This is a genomic window from Streptomyces sp. NPDC001380, assembly GCF_042895785.1.
In the GTDB taxonomy this organism is placed as follows: Bacteria; Actinomycetota; Actinomycetes; order Streptomycetales; family Streptomycetaceae; genus Peterkaempfera.
Window position 1 is genome coordinate 474,911 of the sequence record NZ_JBIAWP010000001.1, and the last position, 18,148, is coordinate 493,058.

The 18,148-nt window shown below is 76.5% G+C and carries 18 protein-coding genes and 7 tRNA genes; 10 read left to right on the forward strand and 15 right to left on the reverse strand.

What is annotated here, in order from left to right; all coding sequences use genetic code 11:
• Positions 1 to 128 precede the first annotated feature (128 nt).
• Positions 129 to 545, reverse strand: coding sequence for a thiol-disulfide oxidoreductase DCC family protein (locus ACFY07_RS02130; RefSeq protein WP_390866952.1), 417 nt, complete (start codon positions 543 to 545; stop codon positions 129 to 131).
• 219 nt (positions 546 to 764) lie between these two features.
• On the opposite strand from ACFY07_RS02130, the gene ACFY07_RS02135 reads away from it, so the two are divergent.
• Positions 765 to 2,411, forward strand: a complete 1,647-nt coding sequence (locus tag ACFY07_RS02135; RefSeq protein ID WP_390866953.1) for a hypothetical protein — start codon at positions 765 to 767, stop codon at positions 2,409 to 2,411.
• An 84-nt stretch (positions 2,412 to 2,495) separates the two neighbouring features.
• Here ACFY07_RS02135 and ACFY07_RS02140 read toward each other — a convergent pair whose 3' ends face one another.
• From ACFY07_RS02140 to ACFY07_RS02155, 4 genes are all read right to left on the reverse strand, one after another.
• The gene (locus ACFY07_RS02140) at positions 2,496 to 3,056 is read right to left on the reverse strand and encodes an HIT family protein (protein ID WP_390866954.1); all 561 of its coding nucleotides are present in this window, start codon (positions 3,054 to 3,056) and stop codon (positions 2,496 to 2,498) included.
• 58 nt (positions 3,057 to 3,114) lie between these two features.
• Positions 3,115 to 5,094 (reverse strand): threonine--tRNA ligase, encoded by a 1,980-nt coding sequence (gene thrS / locus ACFY07_RS02145; RefSeq protein ID WP_390866955.1) that lies wholly within the window; start codon positions 5,092 to 5,094, stop codon positions 3,115 to 3,117.
• A gap of 76 nt (positions 5,095 to 5,170) precedes the next feature.
• On the reverse strand, positions 5,171 to 6,496 hold the full coding sequence (locus tag ACFY07_RS02150) for a hypothetical protein (protein WP_390866956.1): 1,326 nt from the start codon (positions 6,494 to 6,496) through the stop codon (positions 5,171 to 5,173).
• A gap of 12 nt (positions 6,497 to 6,508) precedes the next feature.
• Positions 6,509 to 7,075, reverse strand: a complete 567-nt coding sequence (locus ACFY07_RS02155; RefSeq protein WP_390866957.1) for a DUF4365 domain-containing protein — start codon at positions 7,073 to 7,075, stop codon at positions 6,509 to 6,511.
• A gap of 182 nt (positions 7,076 to 7,257) precedes the next feature.
• Between ACFY07_RS02155 and ACFY07_RS02160 the strand changes: the two genes are divergently transcribed.
• Positions 7,258 to 8,031 (forward strand): exonuclease domain-containing protein, encoded by a 774-nt coding sequence (locus tag ACFY07_RS02160; RefSeq protein ID WP_390866958.1) that lies wholly within the window; start codon positions 7,258 to 7,260, stop codon positions 8,029 to 8,031.
• Positions 8,032 to 8,145: 114 nt separating this feature from the next.
• Here the strand turns inward: ACFY07_RS02160 and ACFY07_RS02165 are convergent.
• The 3 genes from ACFY07_RS02165 to ACFY07_RS02175 all read right to left on the reverse strand — a co-directional run bounded on the left by ACFY07_RS02165 (position 8,146) and on the right by ACFY07_RS02175 (position 9,185).
• A tRNA-Val gene (locus tag ACFY07_RS02165) sits at positions 8,146 to 8,217 on the reverse strand.
• A gap of 218 nt (positions 8,218 to 8,435) precedes the next feature.
• A tRNA-Val gene (locus ACFY07_RS02170) sits at positions 8,436 to 8,507 on the reverse strand.
• A 57-nt stretch (positions 8,508 to 8,564) separates the two neighbouring features.
• A complete protein-coding gene (locus ACFY07_RS02175; protein WP_390866959.1) occupies positions 8,565 to 9,185 on the reverse strand; it encodes a TIGR02611 family protein in 621 nt (206 codons plus the stop codon).
• A gap of 208 nt (positions 9,186 to 9,393) precedes the next feature.
• Between ACFY07_RS02175 and ACFY07_RS02180 the strand changes: the two genes are divergently transcribed.
• Positions 9,394 to 9,807, forward strand: coding sequence for an SsgA family sporulation/cell division regulator (locus tag ACFY07_RS02180; RefSeq protein ID WP_055586074.1), 414 nt, complete (start codon positions 9,394 to 9,396; stop codon positions 9,805 to 9,807).
• 296 nt (positions 9,808 to 10,103) lie between these two features.
• Positions 10,104 to 10,691: a CGNR zinc finger domain-containing protein gene (locus tag ACFY07_RS02185; RefSeq protein WP_390866960.1), complete on the forward strand. Its 588-nt coding sequence runs from the start codon at positions 10,104 to 10,106 to the stop codon at positions 10,689 to 10,691.
• Between the two features lie 177 nt (positions 10,692 to 10,868).
• Here ACFY07_RS02185 and ACFY07_RS02190 read toward each other — a convergent pair whose 3' ends face one another.
• Entirely contained in the window at positions 10,869 to 11,408 is a 540-nt protein-coding gene (locus tag ACFY07_RS02190; protein ID WP_390866961.1) for a hypothetical protein, read from the reverse strand.
• Positions 11,409 to 11,625: 217 nt separating this feature from the next.
• Here ACFY07_RS02190 and ACFY07_RS02195 point away from each other — a divergent pair, with 217 nt between their 5' ends.
• Positions 11,626 to 12,126, forward strand: a complete 501-nt coding sequence (locus ACFY07_RS02195) for a DsbA family protein (protein WP_230647753.1) — start codon at positions 11,626 to 11,628, stop codon at positions 12,124 to 12,126.
• A gap of 58 nt (positions 12,127 to 12,184) precedes the next feature.
• On the opposite strand, the gene ACFY07_RS02200 is transcribed toward ACFY07_RS02195, so the two are convergent.
• The 3 genes from ACFY07_RS02200 to ACFY07_RS02210 all read right to left on the reverse strand — a co-directional run bounded on the left by ACFY07_RS02200 (position 12,185) and on the right by ACFY07_RS02210 (position 15,225).
• Positions 12,185 to 13,039 carry a GNAT family N-acetyltransferase gene (locus ACFY07_RS02200; protein ID WP_390866962.1) on the reverse strand — a complete coding sequence of 285 codons (855 nt, stop codon included), beginning with the start codon at positions 13,037 to 13,039 and terminating at the stop codon, positions 12,185 to 12,187.
• 165 nt (positions 13,040 to 13,204) lie between these two features.
• Entirely contained in the window at positions 13,205 to 14,029 is an 825-nt protein-coding gene (locus ACFY07_RS02205) for an aminotransferase class IV (protein WP_390866964.1), read from the reverse strand.
• A gap of 125 nt (positions 14,030 to 14,154) precedes the next feature.
• Entirely contained in the window at positions 14,155 to 15,225 is a 1,071-nt protein-coding gene (locus tag ACFY07_RS02210) for a chorismate-binding protein (RefSeq protein ID WP_390866965.1), read from the reverse strand.
• 363 nt (positions 15,226 to 15,588) lie between these two features.
• Between ACFY07_RS02210 and ACFY07_RS02215 the strand changes: the two genes are divergently transcribed.
• The 5 genes from ACFY07_RS02215 to ACFY07_RS02235 all read left to right on the forward strand — a co-directional run bounded on the left by ACFY07_RS02215 (position 15,589) and on the right by ACFY07_RS02235 (position 16,114).
• Positions 15,589 to 15,661: transfer RNA gene (locus ACFY07_RS02215), tRNA-Gly, on the forward strand.
• A gap of 28 nt (positions 15,662 to 15,689) precedes the next feature.
• Positions 15,690 to 15,763, forward strand: a tRNA-Cys gene (locus ACFY07_RS02220).
• Positions 15,764 to 15,792: 29 nt separating this feature from the next.
• A tRNA-Val gene (locus ACFY07_RS02225) sits at positions 15,793 to 15,864 on the forward strand.
• A 68-nt stretch (positions 15,865 to 15,932) separates the two neighbouring features.
• A tRNA-Val gene (locus ACFY07_RS02230) sits at positions 15,933 to 16,004 on the forward strand.
• 38 nt (positions 16,005 to 16,042) lie between these two features.
• Positions 16,043 to 16,114 (forward strand) — tRNA-Val (locus ACFY07_RS02235).
• Positions 16,115 to 16,295: 181 nt separating this feature from the next.
• On the opposite strand, the gene ACFY07_RS02240 is transcribed toward ACFY07_RS02235, so the two are convergent.
• The 3 genes from ACFY07_RS02240 to ACFY07_RS02250 form a co-directional block, all read right to left on the reverse strand.
• Entirely contained in the window at positions 16,296 to 16,607 is a 312-nt protein-coding gene (locus tag ACFY07_RS02240) for a zf-TFIIB domain-containing protein (RefSeq protein ID WP_230647942.1), read from the reverse strand.
• Positions 16,608 to 16,702: 95 nt separating this feature from the next.
• Positions 16,703 to 17,740 carry a phosphotransferase gene (locus ACFY07_RS02245; RefSeq protein WP_390866966.1) on the reverse strand — a complete coding sequence of 346 codons (1,038 nt, stop codon included), beginning with the start codon at positions 17,738 to 17,740 and terminating at the stop codon, positions 16,703 to 16,705.
• A 176-nt stretch (positions 17,741 to 17,916) separates the two neighbouring features.
• Positions 17,917 to 18,111, reverse strand: a complete 195-nt coding sequence (locus ACFY07_RS02250) for a hypothetical protein (protein WP_390866967.1) — start codon at positions 18,109 to 18,111, stop codon at positions 17,917 to 17,919.
• Positions 18,112 to 18,148 lie beyond the last annotated feature (37 nt).

The following is an 18,148-nucleotide window of genomic DNA, read 5'->3' on the forward strand; positions in this document are numbered from 1 at the left end:
GGACGGCAGGCCGCAGGGGCCGGACGGGCGGACGGGCCGCGGACCGGGCCGGGCAACCGGCCGTGCGGGGCCCCGGGCCGGGCAACCGGCCGTGCGGGGCCCCGGTCCTGCCGGGGCCGGGCCGGGCCTCAGGTCGTTCGGGGCGGCAGGGCGCAGGCGGCCGTGCCGCCGGGCATCCGGTGGCGGTGGCGGGCGACCAGCCGGTACACGCCCGCCGCGGCCCAGCGCACCGGGGGGAGCGTGACCAGGGCGCCCGGCACAATCCACACGCCCCCGGCACGCATCAGCAGCCGGGCGACGGCCTGCGCGCCGCCGTACACCTGCCCGCCGGGGGTCACCCAGAGCACCTCGCGCCCGGCGCGCCGGGCGGTGACCAGCCCCAGGCCGCCGCAGCGGGCGTCCAGTCCCGCCAGGTCGGCGGTGCGGAAGGGGACGGCGTCCCAGCCCCGGGCGGCGGGGTCCGCGGGAAGCCGCGCCGCGAGCCCGACGCAGCGGGAGCAGAAGGCGCAGTCGCCGTCGTAGACGAGAACCGGTCGTGTGGCCATGGCCCGATCCTGCCCCACGGGCCCGGCCGTGCGCCCCCGCCGCGCGCCGACGGATCCCACCGAGGGGGGAACGGGGCGCATGGCGGGGGGCGCGGAGGGGCAGAACCATCCGGACCGGTGAACCGCGCGCCGGGCCGGTGACGCCTGGTCAGAAGAGCGTCGCCGCAGCGGAGCGGGGCGCGGTAGCCTGCCGCTGACAGGGGAGGAGGGGGAGGCCGCGTGACCACGCTCGACATGACCCCCGGGGCACAGATACCCCGGTTCGACACGGGCCCCCAGACCGCGGTCACCCAGGCGCTGGCCTCGGCCGCGTACCGCGACGGGCCGCTCGACGACCTCGTGAGGCTGCGGCCGGACGTGAAGCCGAAGCCGCCGCGCTTCGCGCTCTTCCGGGCCAACCTCGGCGAGGCCTTCACCGAGGCGGTCATCGCCCGGACGCTGGGCAGCGGCCGCAAACCGCTGGTGCCGTCCTTCGGCACCGACGCCCGGATGGTCGTGGAGCACTGCCTGGAGGCGCAGGAGCTGCGCAACGGGCGCGACCGGCAGCTGTCCCTGGTCACGCTGCTCACCGGCGTGCTGTTCCTGCCGGGGGCGCTGCTGTGGCTGCTCGCCTTCCAGCTGCGGGCGGTGCTGCGGAAGGCGGCGCCCGACCGCGCGGGCCTGTACGGCAGCGTGGTCTTCGCCGCCCTGGCGGTGCTGGGCGTCCTCTTCGTGCTGAAACCGCCCGCGAGCGGCATGGCCGCCCTGTACCTGCGGGTGATGATGGTGGCGCCGGTCGTCGGCTGGTACGCCGCGAAGCGGATCTGCCTGCGCAGCGCGGAGCAGATGCGGGCGCAGTGGACGGCGCTGGTCGAGGGCAGCGCGATGGGCCCCATGCTGCCGAAGATCGTCCCCCGGGACGACAAGGACGCGAAGGCCGTGGACCTGCGGGACCAGCTGGACCGGCTGGCCGCCGAGCAGGAGACCAACGTGCTGCACTACGCGGGCACCAAGGGGATCCTAGGCCTCGGCGGGCGCTGGGGCGCCTGGCACCTCACCGGACCGCTGGCGCCGCGGGAGGGCGCCGCCGACATCCACTCCTTCCGGCCGTGGGACCTGGTCCGCAGGATCAACGAGCGGCTGGGCGCGCTGGAGCGCAGCGAGGTCGCGGCGGGCGGCATGCCGGCGCCGCGGCTGGAGCAGTGGGCGGTGCGGCCGGTCGGCGAGGGCGCGGACGAGATCGCCCGGCCCGGGGACGTCGAGACCATGGACGGGCAGCGGATGCGGGACTTCGCGGTGCAGAACCTCTGCAACGCGCAGAAGTTCGGCGCCGAGCCCCGGCACTACCAGGGCACCCACTTCGTGCTCTGGAAGGGCCAGCTGGTGGTGTCGCTGATGCTGACCGTCACCGTGCTCCACGACTACCTGCGGGTGGAGGTCACCGGGCACGCGCTGGGCCCGATCGCCGGCCTGTTCACCACCAAGCCCTCGCCCAAGGAGGTCACCTTCACCCGGCCCGGCCGGCCGTGGAAGGAGGAGAAGCGCCACCTGCCGGTGGTGGACGGCGACGAGGTGGTGCGCCTGGCCGTGCGGGCCCCGCTGATGTGGACGCCCGTGGTCCGGGACTGGCTCGGGGGTCAGCTGGTGCTGCCGGAGCCGTTCGGCCTGCGCTCGGCGTGGGTGGACCGGATGTGGACGCACCGCTTCATGGCGGACGACGCGATCCGCGCCGCGACCCCGATCGTGCGGACGGTGCGCACCGTGATCGACGAGTTCCTCGCCGAGCACGACGTGGACGTGGAGAAGTTCGCCAAGGCGCACTCGCTGCTGCCGGGGGCCGAGGCGGAGGGCGTGCGGCCCTTCAAGGCCGACGTCTACGACGCCTGAGGCGGGCCGCCCCGCGCACGGGGCGCGCACGGTGGGGGCCGGGACCCTGCAGGGTCCCGGCCCCCACCGTGCGCGGACGGCGGATCAGGCCGCCGGCCAGGCCTCCGCCAGCATCTTGCGGGTGTCGGCCAGCAGCTGCGGCAGCACCCTGGTGTGGCCGACGACGGGCATGAAGTTGGTGTCGCCGCCCCAGCGCGGCACCACGTGCTGGTGCAGGTGGGCGGCGATGCCGGCGCCGGCGGCCGCGCCCTGGTTCATGCCGATGTTGAAGCCGTGGGCGCCGGAGGCGGCGCGCAGCGCGGTCATCGCCTGCTTGGTGAGGGCGCCCAGCTCGGCGGTCTCGGCGTCGTCGAGGCCGGTGTAGTCGGCGACGTGCCGGTACGGGACGACCATGAGGTGGCCGCCGTTGTACGGGTACAGGTTGAGCACCGCGTACACGCGCTCGCCGCGGGCGACCACCAGCCCGTCCTCGTCGCTCAGGGCGGGGATGCCGCAGAACGGGCAGCCCTCGTCCTCGCCGGGGCCGGTGGGCTTGTTCTCGCCCTTGATGTACGCCATTCGGTGGGGGGTCCACAGACGCTGGAAGCCGTCCGGCTCCCCGACCCCGTCCTGCAGCTCCGGCTCGCTCGTCATGCGGATCAGCATAGGCGCCGCGGGGCGGCTCCCCGAAGGGAGCCGCCCCGCGGGCGCTGCGACCGCCGGCTCAGACCTGGACGCGGTCCCGGACGGCCTTCACGATCTCGGCGACGGCCTCGTCCACCGGGACGCCGTTCTTCTGCTCGCCGTTGCGGTAGCGGAAGGAGACGGCCCCGGCCTCGACGTCGTCGTTGCCGGCCAGCAGCATGAAGGGCGCCTTGGCCTTCTGCGCGTTGCGGATCTTCTTCTGCATGCGGTCGTCGGAGGCGTCCACCTCGACGCGGACGCCCTCGGCGCGCAGCTTCGCCGCGACCTCCCGGAGGTACGGGACGTGCTCGTCGGTGATCGGGATGCCGACCACGGCGACGGGGGCGAGCCACGGCGGCATGGCGCCGGCGTAGTGCTCCAGCAGCACGCCGAAGAAGCGCTCGATCGAGCCGAAGAGCGCCCGGTGGATCATGACGGGCTGCTGACGGGACCCGTCCGCCGCGGTGTACTCCAGGTCGAAGCGCTTGGGCTGGTTGAAGTCGACCTGGATGGTCGACATCTGCCAGGAGCGGCCGATGGCGTCCTTGACCTGCACGGAGATCTTCGGACCGTAGTACGCCGCGCCGCCCGGGTCGGGGGTGAGCGGCAGGCCCTGCTTCTCCGCGGCCTGGCGCAGCGCCTCGGTGGCCTCCTCCCAGTCCTCGTCCGTGCCGATGAACTTGTCGGAGTCGTCGCGGGTGGACAGCTCCAGCTCGAACTCGGTCAAGCCGTAGTCGCGCAGCAGGTCGAGCACGAAGGTCAGGAGCGTGTCGAGCTCCTGCGGCATCTGCTCCTTGGTGCAGTAGATGTGCGAGTCGTCCTGGGTGAAGCCGCGGGAGCGGGTCAGGCCGTGCACCACGCCCGACTTCTCGTACCGGTAGACCGTCCCGAACTCGAACAGCCGCAGCGGCAGTTCGCGGTAGGAGCGTCCGCGCGACTTGAAGATCAGGTTGTGCATCGGGCAGTTCATCGCCTTGAGGCGGTAGTTCTGCTCGTCGAACTGGATGGCCGGGAACATGCCGTCCGCGTAGTGCGGCAGGTGCCCGGAGATCTCGAAGAGGCGCTCCTTGGAGAGGTGCGGGGTGTTGACGAACTCGTAGCCCGCGGTCTCGTGCTGCCTGCGCGAGTAGTCCTCCATGGCCTTGCGGATCACGCCGCCCTTGGGGTGGAAGACCGCCAGGCCGGGGCCGAGCTCGTCGGGGAAGGAGAACAGGTCCAGCTCGGCGCCGAGCTTGCGGTGGTCGCGCTTCTCGGCCTCGGCGAGGAAGTCCAGGTGGGCCTTGAGCTCGTCCTTCGACGGCCAGGCGGTTCCGTAGATCCGCTGGAGCTGCTTGTTCTTCTCGCTGCCGCGCCAGTAGGCGGCGGCGCTGCGCATCAGCTTGAACGCGGGGATGAGGCGGGTGGTGGGCAGGTGGGGACCGCGGCAGAGGTCCTTCCAGCACAGCTCCCCGGTCTTCGCGTCCAGGTTGTCGTAGATGGTCAGCTCGCCCGCGCCGACCTCGGCGGAGGCGCCGTCGGCGGCCTCGGCGGCGGAGCCCTTGAGGCCGATCAGCTCCAGCTTGTACGGCTCGGCGGCCAGCTCCTCGCGGGCGGCCTCGTCGTTCACCGCGCGACGGGAGAAGCGCTGGCCGCGCTTGACGATCTCCTGCATCTTCTTCTCGACGGCCTTGAGGTCGTCGGGGTGGAAGGGCTTCTCGACGTCGAAGTCGTAGTAGAAGCCGTCCTTGATCGGCGGGCCGATGCCGAGCTTGGCCTCCGGGAAGAGCTCCTGCACGGCCTGGGCCATGACGTGGGCGGTGGAGTGGCGCAGGATCGCCAGGCCGTCCTCGCTGGTGACGGCGACGGGCTCCACCTCGTCGCCGTCGGCGAGCACGTGGGCGAGGTCGCGCAGGGCGCCGTTCACGCGGGCGGCGACGACGGCGCGGTCGCCGGTGAACAGCTCGGCGGCGGTAGTGCCCGTGGTCACCACGCGCTCTTCCCGATCGGGTTCGCGGTTGATGGTCACACGGACGTCCGACACCGGTCTCTCCTGACTCGCGGAACTCGCGGAATGCTTTCGGAGCAGCCTACGGCTGCGGTGTCGATGGTACCGAGAATTACGGAGCGTCCTCCTCGGGGCGGTCCCGCAGCGCCTTGAGGAGGCGGTCGCGCTCGGCGTCGTCGAGCTCGCAGGGTTCGACGCCGCGGGGGCGGGCCAGCCGCCGGAACCCGCTGCCGGGCTCCAGGCGGCCGCCGAGCCGCAGCGGGACGCCCGCCAGGTGCGCCCGCACGGCGGTGCGGTACTCCTCCTCCTCCAGCCGGACGCGGACCTCCGCGACGTCCGCCCCGGCCAGCACCCGCAGCCGCACGGCCCCGGCGCCGTCCGGCCGCGGCCGCCCCAGCCGCACCACCGCGCCGGTGATCCGGACCTCGACCGCGGGCTCGGCCCGCTCCAGCCGCTCCACCGCCTCCTCCAGGGCCGGCAGGTCGCCGGGCGAGAACTCCACGGGCGGCCGCCGGTCGGTGAACCCGCGCGGCGTACCGGCCGCCGGGGACCAGGCGAGGGCGACCTGCGCCCCCTCGCTCCCCCGGACCAGCTGCGCCACCGAGGCCGCCAGCTCCCGGCTCACCCCGGCGCCCACCGACCCGTCGAAGGCCTCGGGCCGCCCGGTGGCCCGGCGGTAGTCGACCGCGTCGCGCAGCGCCTCCAGGGAGCGGACCAGCACGGTGGTGGCGCCGCGGCCCTCCGGCGCGGGCACGTGGGCGGTGAGCCGGCCGGCGCCGCTGCCGGGTCCCGCCACCAGCACCTGCCGGAGGAAGGCGGCGGCGTGCCCGTCGAGCCGGGCGCCGAAGAAGGCCGCCCGGGTGTGCGCCGCCTTGGCCGCGGCCCGCAGCATGGCCGCGGCGGCGGCGCGCAGCGCGTCCTCGGCCTCCCAGGGCACCGCGCCGTCCGCGCCGGGCGCCTCCCGCTCCCAGCGGACCTCGTCGCCGGGCACGTCGAGGGCCAGCAGCACGGACCGGGCGGACGGCAGCGGGGAGCGGACCAGTGCGGCGAGGGCCTCGGCGAGCAGCTCGTCGGCGTCGTCGAAGGCCCGTCCGGCCGGGACCAGCAGGCTGAGGCCGGACGCCTCGCCGCCGGGCGGCGTCCAGCGGCCGTAGCGGTCCGCCGGGCCGCCGCGGCGCACCCAGCCGTGGCGGGCGAGCAGGGCGCCCAGCACCCCGGGGTCGACACGGCCGGGGTCGACGCGCGGCGGTCCGGGCCACGGGCCGGCGACCGCGTCGGCACGTCCGGTGGCGGCACGCCCGGTGGCGGCACGTCCGGTGTCCGGCCGTCCCGCGTCCGGCCGTCCCGCGTCCGCCCGGCCGCTGCCCGGCCGTCCCTGTCCGCCGCCGTCCGGCCGCCCGTCGCCGCCGGACCCGTCCTCACGCGGTGTCGCAGTCACGCGCGCCTCCCGTCATGGGCTGCCGCCCGCGCCGACGCGGGCCATGATGTCGCAGAGCGCGCGGTCGTCGAAGATCCGCGCCGTCGGGACGCGCACGTTGGTGCGGCGCTTCCCGGTGACCGGGTGTCCCGCGAGGTTGACCCAGTAGCAGCAGTGCCGCAGCTCCAGGCGGTCGGGCCGGGCCAGCAGCCAGTCGTCGACGGCGCTGGGCAGCAGCATCACCACCAGGATGCGGTGGACCGCCACCCGGGACCGGGCGAGGGTGCGCAGGTGGTCGTTGTCGAGGGTGAAGCTGAAGAACGGGCCGGGCGGGCAGGCGGCCGTCTGCTGCGTCGCCTTGAGCTGGATCTTGACGGTGACCTCGTCGTCGACCGCGTGGAGCGGCGAGCCGTGGCTGACGTGCCAGTCGATGCCGTTGTCGGGGAACGGCTGGGAGAGCGAGCAGCCCGCGGCTGCGGCGACGGCGTGCAGGTACGCCACCTGCAGCGTCTCCATGCAGGCGGTGGTCGCCAGGTCCCCTCGCAGCGGTGCGGCCCACACCGTGGGCGGGCCGCCCGGCTCGGGCTGTGTCAGCGCCATGGCCGTGCCGTCCCCGTGTCCCCGTGGCGGCCCCGGCGTCCTGGGGAGCGGACAGGCCGTCACCCGGGGTGATCCCCCGCCGCGGGGAGGGCGAAACGCGCAGGTCGGGACGGGTTGCCCGGCGGCGGAGCGGGTATCACACCGCCAGGAGGACGTGCTGCAAGAGGAAGTGAGGTCCCGTCATGGCGCACTGGTACGAGGGGCCCCTCGCCGCCTTCGACACCGAGACCACCGGCGTGGACGTCGAGACCGACCGCATCGTCTCCGCGGCGCTCGTCCTGCAGACCGGCCCGGCGGAGCCCGCCCGGACCCTCCACTGGCTCGCCGACCCCGGCGTCCCCATCCCCGAGGCCGCCCGGGCGGTGCACGGGATCAGCGACGCCGAGGTGCGCGCGCACGGCAGGCCGCCGCACGCGGTCGTGGACGAGGTGGCCCGGGCGCTGGCCGACCTGGCCGGCGCCGGGGTGCCGCTGGTGGTGATGAACGCGCCGTACGACCTGACCCTGCTCGACCGGGAGCTGGAACGGCACCGGGGGCGGTCGCTCGCCGACCACCTGGGGGACGGCGCGCCGCTGCTCGTCCTGGACCCGCGGGTGCTCGACAAGCACGTGGACCGCTACCGCAAGGGCCGGCGGACGCTGACCGACCTGTGCGTCCACTACGGGGTGGTCCTCGGGGCGGCGCACGACGCGGCGGCGGACGCTCTCGCGTCGCTGCAGGTCGTGCGGGAGATCGGCCGCCGCCACCCGGGGACGCTCGGCTCCCTCTCCCCCGGCGAGCTGCACCCGCGGCAGGCCGTGTGGCACGCGGCGCAGGCCAGGGGGCTGCAGGCGTGGTTCGAGCGGTCGGGGACGCCGGAGCGGGTGGACACCGCCTGGCCGCTGCGGCCCCGGCGGTGCGGGTGCGGGCGGCGGTTGCAGCCGGGGCGCGTGCACAGCTGCGAGGCGGCGGCCTGAGGGTCCCGGGCCGGCCCGGGAGGCGCACCCGCGCCACCGGCCCGGACCCGCGGAACCCGGCGCACGCACGGCGAAGGCCCCGACCGGATGATCCGGTCGGGGCCTTCTTCCCGGTGGGCGATACTGGGATCGAACCAGTGACCCCTTCGGTGTGAACGAAGTGCTCTCCCGCTGAGCTAATCGCCCGGGCACAGGAAGAACGTTACCACCCCCCCGGGGGCGCCCCGCAACGCGCTTCCCGGTGACCGGCCGTCAGGAGGCGGCGGGGGTGCCGGAGCCGACGCCGGACCACTCGGGGAAGCGCCCCGGAACCGGTCCCGCCCCGCGCGCGGAACCACCGGACGGAGCATTCCTGCGACAATGCGGAAACCCCGGCCGGAATTCCGGCCGGGGTCCATTCCCGGTGGGCGATACTGGGATCGAACCAGTGACCCCTTCGGTGTGAACGAAGTGCTCTCCCGCTGAGCTAATCGCCCGGGCGCAGGGAAAACATTACCGCATGTCGCAGGGTGGTCGTGACCGGCGCCCCCGGGTCACCACCGGGGGAGCGCCCACCCGTACCGGCTCACGTACAGGGCGGCGCCGGCGGCGAGCAGCACCAGGACGGCCGCGAGGATCAGCAGGTTCCGGCGGCGCACCCGCGGGTCGACGGCCTTCCTCGCGTACTCGGTGAGCTTGGCCTTCGCCCAGTGCAGCAGGCGCTGGGCCCAGGCGAACTCGGTGGCGAGGATCGCCAGGCCGCCGAAGATCACGGCCCAGCCGGGGCCGGGCAGGGGGAGCAGCAGCACGCCGCCGGCGATCACCGCGACGCCGACGACCAGGATCCCGATCCGCCAGGTGAGGTGCAGCGACCGGGAGCGGCGGATGAACGCGGGGGCCCTGGACCCGTACCGGGGGCGGGGCTGCTCCCCGTCCTGCCCCTCGTGGTCCCGTCCCTCGTGGTCCCGCCCCTCGTGGACGTGCCCCTCGCGGGCCTGCCCCTCGTGGACCCGTCCGCCGTGGTCGCGGCCCGCACCGGCCTCACGGCCGGGGACCCGGTCACGGCTGTCGTCGGGGCCCGGCTGCGGGTCGGTCCGGGACTCCGGTCCGGGAGGGGACTGCGACCGGGTGCCCCGGACCGCGCCGGTGCCCTCGTGGTCTCTCTGCGGCGCCATACTCGAAAACCTACCCGAGCGTTTCGCGGCACTGTGTGCCGACTCGCTCACCGGAACGGCCGCACCGGCGTTTCCGGGATGCGCCGGAAGGGGTACGAACCGCTCCCTAATCGGGACAGAGGGGTTTACACCGGTCGCCTGGGTGGGATGGTCCGTTCGCCGACGTGCGATTCCCCGAGCGCACACTGAGCGAAAGGCCCTGGCGCTTATGAACACCACGGTCAGCTGCGAGCTGCACCTGCGCCTCATCGTGTCGAGCGACTCCTCCCTGCCCGTCCCCGCGGGCCTGCGCTACGACACGGCCGACCCCTACGCCGTGCACGCCACCTTCCATACCGGTGCCGACGAGACCGTGGAGTGGGTGTTCGCCCGCGACCTCCTGGCAGAAGGGCTGCACCGGCCGACGGGTACCGGCGACGTCCGTGTCTGGCCCTCCCGGAGCCACGGCCAGGGCGTCGTCTGCATCGCCCTGAGCTCCCCGGAGGGCGAGGCCCTCCTGGAGGCCCCCGCACGGGCGCTCGAGTCCTTCCTCAAGCGCACCGACGCCGCCGTGCCGCCCGGCACCGAGCACCGCCACTTCGACCTGGACCGGGAGCTGTCCCACATCCTGGCGGAGAGCTGACCGCCGGACCGGGGTCCATCGCAGTCCGGCGCCGCGGCGGCCGTCCTACTCGGGGGTACGGCCGCTCCGGCGCCTCGCAGAGCCGGGGCGGCCGGGCCCGGCGGACAACCGAAGACCGTCCGGCGGCAGGCCCGCCACCGTGTTCCCCGCACGGCGGCGGACCTGCCGCCCGGGCGCGTCGGGCCGCCCGCCGGCCGGCGCCGTACGGGTAGAGTCGCGGCCACGGACGGGGGGCGACCGCGCCCGCCGCAACCCCGGCCCGCACCGGGCCCGGACGCCGAGCGAGGAGTCTCGACGTGCTGATCACCCATGACACCGAGTGCGCCCTGGGCATGCTCGTGGAACTCCTCAACACGTCCCCCGAGGCGTGCGGGCGCGAGGACCTGCCCGACCTGGCGGCGCTGCGCGACTTCGTGGTGCGGCGGGAGATCAGCGACGTCGGCCCGCTGGGCCAGGCGGACCTGGAGGCGGTGCGCGCCCTGCGGGAACGCCTCCGGGCGGTGTTCGCGGCCTCCTCGACCCGCGAGGCCTCCGACCTCGTGAACCGGCTGGTGGCCCAGGCCGGCACCACGCCCCGGCTGACCGACCACGACGGCCACGACTGGCACATGCACTACTTCGCCCCGGGCGCCGCCCTGGCCGACCACCTCGGCGCCGAGGGGGGCATGGCGCTGGCGTTCATCCTGGTCGCCGGGGAGCGCGAGCGGCTGCGCCGCTGCGAGGCGCCGGACTGCGCCCGGGTCTTCGTCGACCTCTCCCGCAACCGCTCCCGGCGCTACTGCGACAGCCGCACCTGCGGCAACCGGCTGCACGTCGCGGCGTACCGGGCCCGCCAGCGCTCCGCCGCCGAGACGCCGGACGCCCTGGCCGCGCCCGCCCGCTGACCTGCGGGCCCCCGCGCGCGGCGCCGGGACACCGGCAGGGCCCCCGTCCGCGCCGGGACCCCGGCGGGGCGGACCCGTCCGGCCGCCCGTACGGTCGCCCGCCCGGTCCCGGGCGCCGCGGCGGTGCGGGCCGCCGCGTCCCGCGGGGGCGGGGACGGCGAACGGCGGACGGGGGGCTCAGATGCCGCGGCGGCGGAGGATCTCCTCGATCTCCGAGAAGTCCCCGAGGTCGTCCGTGCCGCCGGAGCCCGCAGGGCGGGCCCCCGGCGCCTTCCCCGCCTCCGCGGGCCGGGCGGGCTTCGCCGGCTGTCCGGGCCGTCCGGGCTTCGCCGGACCGCCGCCGAGGGCCGGGGCCGGCGGGGACGGCGGGGCCGCGGCACGCGGTGCCGCGGCGGGCACGGCGGACTCGGCGGCCGGTCCGCGGGCCGCGCGCCGGCGGGACACCGCGCGGGCGGCGGCGAGGAGCAGCAGCGACAGCGCGATCATGCCCAGGCCGGTCCAGACGCGCGGGCCGAGCACCAGGGCGGCCGCCCAGTCCCCGAGTGCCCGGCCGACGCGCCGGGCGACGGGCACCAGGCCGGAGAGGTACAGGCCGGCCGGCAGCAGGGCCACCGCGAGCCAGCGGACGGCGGCGGTGAACCGCCGCCGCACGGCGCACAGCAGCGCCACCGCCAGCCCGGCGGCGGAGAGGGCGTAGCAGAGCACCTCGGTCGTCACGTCCTCATCGTGCCCGCCCCGCGCCACGGCAACCACGGCCCGGGGATCCCGTACCCGGGGTCCCGGACCTGTGACGCGGAGCCTGTGACGCGGGACCCGCGAGCGGGACCTGTGCCACCGGACCCGTGCCGCCGGACGGGCGCACGGGGGCGCGGGCGCCCGGGGCGCGGCCCGCCTGCGGGCGGCGGCCCTCCCCGCCGGTGGGAGACTGGTTCCCATGACCGACGGAACCCTCCCCCGCCTCGAGTTCTGGTGCGAGCTGCAGTGCCCGGACTGCCGCACCGCCCTGGACGACGTCCGCGCCCTGCGGGCCGCCTACGGCGACGCGCTCACCGTGGAGCTGCGCCACTTCCCGCTGGAGAAGCACAAGCACGCGTTCGCCGCCGCCCAGGCGGCCGAGGAGGCGTTCGCCCAGGGGCGCGGGTGGTCCTTCGTGGAGGCCGTGCTGGCCCGGGTGGAGGAGCTCGACCGGCGCGGCGAGGAGCTGCTGCTCGACGTCGCCCGGGAGCTGGGCCTGGACGCCGAGGAGATGGACACCGCCCTCGTCGACGGCCGCCACATCCTGACCGTCGACGCGGACCACGCGGAGGGCAGGGCGATCGGCGTGACCGGCACCCCGACCTACGTGCTCGCGGGCGAGCGGATGGACGGCGGGAAGAGCCAGGAGGGGCTGCGCGAGCGGATCGCCGCCGTCCTGGACCGGCACCGCGCGGGCTGAGCCGCCGCACCCCCCCGCGCCGCGGGCCCCGGGGCACCCCGCCCCGGGGCCCGCGGCGTCAGGCCAGCGGCTTGCCGAGGGTGCGGCGGGTGGTCCGGTAGCCGAGGGAGGTGTACAGGCCGAGGGCGGCCGCGTTCCCCGCGAAGACGTTGAGCTCCAGGTCGTGGACGCCCGCCTCCGCGCAGCAGCGCTCGGCGAGCAGCATGAGGGCGCGCCCGTACCCGCGGCCGCGGGCGTGTGCGGCGACCTCGACGTCCAGGACCCAGGCGGGCCCGCCCGGATGGCCCGGCAGGCCGCCCAGCCGGAGCCAGAGGCCGCCGAGCGGTCCGGCGCCGGGCGGCGCGTCCTCCGGCACCAGGTGGCGCAGGACCGTGCCCGGGGTGTCCGGCCCGTCCGGCAGCAGCGCCCGGCAGTCCGCGGCGGCCTTGTGGCGGGCCTGCGCCTCGCTGAGGCCGGAGCCGGCCAGCGACGCGGTGTAGCCCTCCTGCTGGGCGGCCAGCCACGCCGGGAAGGCGTCCGCGGCGACGGGCCGCGCGGTGAGTCCCTCCGGCATCGGCGGGGGCGGCCCGGCGAGGTGCTTGGCCATGGTGCGGGAGCGCTCGCGGTAGCCCAGGGCCTCCGCCAGGCGCAGGGCGCCCCCGCACTCCTCGGGGACGGCCACGTCGACGCGGGTGCAGCCCCAGCCGCGCAGCACCTCCTCGGCGGCCAGTGCGGCGACCGTGCCGCGCCCCCGCCGGCGGCCCTCGGTGACCTCCAGGCCGGCGATCTCCCCGAGGGGCCCGCCCGGTCCGGCGTGGGCTGCGGCGCGCAGGGAGCCGACCGGCCTGCCGTTGACGCACACGGCGTAGCGGCGGGTGCGGCCGCCGCCGGGCAGGGGCTCCTCGGGGCCGTCGGGGCGCAGCGTCGTCGTCATGGGGTGGGTCCTCCCGCCTCTCCGGATCGGCCGCCGTCGCCGCCGTGCCCGCAGGTGGTGCGGGTGGGCGGCGGACGCGGCCGAGGCTACCGCCGGGCGGGCGGCGCGGGTACCGGTTCCGGGTGCCGGTGCCCGGTACCGGTCACGGGCCCGTCCCGGGACCCGTCACGGGTCGACGTCGTCCGCGCTGCGCTCGGCGAAGACGGCCATGGCCTTGGCGGCGACCGGGCCGGGGGCGCCCGGCAGGTCGCGCCCGTCGACGCGGTGCACGGCCTGGACGTCCCGGAGGGTCGAGGTCAGGAGGACCTCGTCGGCCTCCTGCAGCACCGACAGCGGCAGGTCGGCCTCCTCCGCGCCGAGCCACTCGGCGACCAGGGCGCGGGTGACGCCCGCCAGGCAGCCGGAGGTGAGCGGCGGCGTGAGCAGGCGGCCCCCGACGACCACGAAGACGTTGGAGCCGGTGCCCTCGCAGAGCATGCCGGCGGTGTTCGCGAACAGGGCCTCGGAGGCGCCGCGCCGGTGGGCGTGGGCGAGGGCGACGACGTTCTCCGCGTACGAGGTGGTCTTCAGGCCGGCGACGGCGCTGTGCTCGTTGCGGGTCCACTCCACCGTGACCGCGGCGGTGGTGTCGGGGCGGGGCGAGGCGGGGCCGAGGGCGACGACCAGGGTGGGGGGCGCGTCGCCGCGGTCGGAGCCGAGCGGGGAGAGGCCGCCGGTGTAGGTGATCCGCAGACGGCCCAGCGGCATCGGCTGCGCCCGGAGCACCTCGTCGCAGGCGCGGCGGACCAGGTCCTGGTCGGGCTCGGGCAGGCCGAGTCCGGCGGCGGAGCGGGCGAGCCGGTCCAGGTGGCGGGTGACGGCGAAGGCGCGCCCGTCGACGGCCTTGAGGGTCTCGAAGACGCCGTCGCCCACGGTGAGGCCGTGGTCCAGTACGGAGACGGCGGCCTCCGCGGGGTCCGCCAGGGAACCGTTGACCCAGATCATCGGCATGCACTCCTTCTCGGTGGGGCGGGCTTCTCGGTGGGGCGCGGCTTCTGTGCGGGGCCCGGTCGGGCGCGGTCGGGCGCGGTGGGGCCGGTGCCCGGGCACGGTGGGGCAGGTGCCCGGGCGCGGGGTCACGCCGGCTGCTCCGGCTCCGACGCTACAGCCAGCAGCCGGGCGGCCTTGAGCTCGGTCTCGTCCCACTCGCGGTCGGGGTCGGAGCCCCAGGTGATGCCCGCGCCGGTGCCGAAGCGGACGACGGGGGCGGCCGGGTCGGCGCGGTCGAGCCAGAAGGTGCGGATGCCGACGGCGAGCTCCGCCTCGCCGCGGTCGGCGTCGACCCAGCCGACGGCGCCGCAGTACGGGCCGCGGGGGGCGGTCTCCAGGGCCTCGATGATCCGCAGCGCGCTGGACTTGGGCGCGCCGGTGACGGAGCCGGGCGGGAAGGTCGCGGCCAGCAGGTCGGACCAGCCGGCCCCCGGGCGCAGGATGCCCTGCACGGTGGAGACGAGGTGGACGAGGCCGGGGTGCTTCTCCACCGCGCACAGGTCGGGGACGGTCACGCTGCCGGTGGCGCAGACGCGTCCGATGTCGTTGCGGACCAGGTCGACGATCATCACGTTCTCGGCGTGGTCCTTCTCCAGCAGGTCCGCCTCGGTGCGGCCGGTCCCCTTGATCGGGCCGGAGAGCACGGTGGCGCCGGTGCGGCGCAGGTACAGCTCGGGCGAGGCGGTGGCGACCTCGACGCCGCGGGCCGGGAGCCGGACCGTGCCCGCGTAGGGGGCGGGGTTGCCGCGGGCGAGGAGGCCGGTGAGGGCGTCGACGTCGGTCCGGGCGGGGTCGGGCAGCGGGGCGGAGAGGACCCGGCAGAGGTTGGCCTGGTACACCTCACCGGCCGCGATGTGCTCGCGGATGCGGCGGACGCCCGCGGTGTAGGCGGCGCGGTCGAGGGAGCTGCGCCAGGCGGTGCGGGCCGGGCCGCGCCAGCCGGCGGTCGGCGGCGGGGCGGGGGCGGGGCGCACCTCGTCGAAGCGGGCGCAGGTGGTGCGGCCCTCGAAGTCCGCCACGACGGCCCAGAAGCCGGCCGAGTCCAGGGCCGCCGGGTCGTGCGTCACGTCGCGCAGGCCGGTGGCGACCCGGTCGCCGAAGCGCGCCAGGGGCGGCAGGCCGGGGGCGGCGGGGCGGCGGGAGGTGGTGCCGGACACGGTGGGTGCTCCTGCTGGGGACGGGGCTGGACGCGGCGGGACGGGACTGCGGGACGGGGCCCGAAGCGGTGGCGGGACGGGACTGCGGGTGCCGGCGACGGGTCGCGCGGCGCGGCCCGGGACGCGCCGGGCGGGGCGCGCCGGAACGGGCCGGGTCTGCGGAAGTGTAGGTCGCGGCGGGGACCGGGAGCCGTTGCGGGCGGGGCTGCTGTGGCTCCTGCGGCGGCTGTGACGCATGGGTACCGCCGCGGCAGGGCGCCACGCTGCGGATACGGAATTTGAGCTGGCGAAGGAATCCGCTAAAGTTCATGACGTCGCCGGGGAGCGGAGCCGCAGGAAGCGGGGAAGCCCACCGGAGATCATGCGGACGTGGCTCAGTTGGTAGAGCATCACCTTGCCAAGGTGAGGGTCGCGAGTTCGAATCTCGTCGTCCGCTCGGAGAAGGACCTCCGGGTCCTTCGCTCGGTGGAGTGGCCGAGAGGCGAGGCAACGGCCTGCAAAGCCGTCTACACGGGTTCAAATCCCGTCTCCACCTCCATGGGGCACCCGGTTCTCCGGGGACCTCAAGGGCGATTAGCTCAGCGGGAGAGCACTACCTTGACACGGTAGGGGTCACTGGTTCGATCCCAGTATCGCCCACCGGACCTCCGGGTCCGACGGTCGCGCCCCGGCGCGCACCACCCCGACGACCGGCACGCCGGCCGCCAGGACGATTAGCTCAGCGGGAGAGCACTACCTTGACACGGTAGGGGTCACTGGTTCAATCCCAGTATCGTCCACTCTGCACCAACCGTACGGCCGCTCCGGCGGGCGTCACGGGCGATTAGCTCAGCGGGAGAGCACTACCTTGACACGGTAGGGGTCACTGGTTCGATCCCAGTATCGCCCACCCACGGCAGATTTCGAGGCCGCCGTCCCACGGGACGGCGGCCTTCGTCGTGTCCGGACGTTCCCGGCGCTCCCCGGCGCTCCGGGCCCCGCGGTCCGGCGGCGGCCGGCCGGTGCCGCCGGGCGGGAGGCCCGGCGGCAGCCGGGCGGCAACCGGGTGGCGGACCGTCAGGGACGGCGCGTCACGACGAGAAGAGCATGTGGGCGAAGCCCTTGTGCCCGTGGTGGCCGTACCCGTGGCCGCCGTGGTGCCCGCCGTGGTGCGGGGCTCCCCAGGCGGGGGCGGCGTGGCCGTAGCCGGCCGGCGGGGCGGGCGGCATCGGCGCGGCCGGGGGCGGCGGCGCCTGCTGGGACCAGCGGGCCTCCATCGCGGTCAGCGACTCCAGCTCCCCGTAGTCGAGGAACACGCCCCGGCAGTTGTCGCACTGCTCGATGTGCACCCCGTGGCGGTCGTAGGTGCGCATGGTGCCACGGCACTTGGGACACTGGTACATCTCGCTCATCCCCTCATCTCCGGGGCCCGCGTCCGGCGGGCCCCCGTCTCGCGGGCGGCCGCCGGCGCACGCGGCGCACGGCGGCGGAAGCCACCCTACTGACCGGGCGCCGGGGCGGTCCCGGCGATCCGGGCGCAGGCGTCGAGCACGAGCCGCTCGACCTCGTCGGGCTCCCGGCCCTCGCGGGCCGCGCGGACCAGTGCGAGCGCGGCGAGCTGCACGACCAGCGCCCTCGCCGGGACCTCCAGCACCGTCCAGGGGTCGGCGGGGCCGTCCGGCAGCGCGGGACCGCCGGCCCCGCGGTAGGCGGCGAGGAAGCGCTGCCAGGGGCCGGGCGGCAGCAGGCCGGCGGCGTACCAGGCCGCGGGGCGGGCGAGGTCCCAGGCGGGGTCGCCCCGGCCCAGGTCGTCGACGTCGATGAGCCGCCAGCCCCGGTGCGGGTCGCCGGGCGGCGCGCCCGGCAGGCGGACCAGCTGGCCCAGGTGCAGGTCGCCGTGGACCAGCCGGGGCGCGGGGTGCGCCGGGGGCTCGGCGGCCCCCCGGGCCCAGGCGGGCAGCGTGGCGCAGGCCGCGCGGACGGCGGCGGCGCCGGCCGGGTGGGCCCCGGCGGCGGCGTCCAGCCGGCGCAGGGCGGCGGCCACCTTCGCGGGGCCGCCCATGGGCGGCAGGCCGGGCGGGGGCGGGACCGCGTGGAGGCGGGCGGCCAGGGCCCCGGCCTGCTCCCAGGGGGCCAGCTCCGGGGCGTCCGGTGCCACCGGCCGGCCCGCGGGCCAGGCGGTGACCAGGAGGCCGCCGGCCTCCGCCAGGAGCCGGCCGGAGCCCGGTACGGGGAGCGGGGGGAGCAGCACGGTGCGCAGGGCGGGCCCGGCTGCGGCGTCCAGCCGGGCCTCCAGGGCCGCGCGGCCGGTGCCGGGGGCGTGGGCCTTGAGGACGGTCGCGCCGAAGCGCAGCACGGTGCCGTCGGGGCGGTCCGCGAGCACCTGCGGGACGGCGTCCCGGTCGGCGGGCGGCAGCAGGGCGCGGCCGGCCGACCGCAGGAGGGCGTCGGCCCGCGAGGGGTGCGGGGCGTCCGCACGGGGGCGGGCGCCGGGAGGGGGGTCCGCGGCGGGCGGGTCCGGGGCGGGCAGGTCCATGGCGGACGAGTCAAGCACGTCCGCGGCGGAGGGTGGCCGCCGCGTCCGGACGCCCTCACCGGCGTCCGGACGCGGGGCCACCGTACGGCCGGTGCGGTGCGCGTCGCCCGCCCGTCCGCGTGTCCCACGCGAACGCGCACCGCGCTCCGGCCGGCGCCGCTCCCCTGCCCCGGGGATCAGCGCCCGATCATGGCGGCGACGGACTGGGCCTGGACCACCAGCTGGTGCCAGCCGCCGAAGGCCACGGCCAGCAGGGCGGCGACGGGCGCCGCGATCGCGACCGCCACCAGCGGGTGGCGGGTCTCGCCCGCGGGACGGCCGTGGACCGGCGTCCAGCGGCGCCGCGCCGGCCCTCCGAACTGCACGGCCATGGCCCTGGCTCCTCGTCTGCCCTGTCGTCTTTCCTGC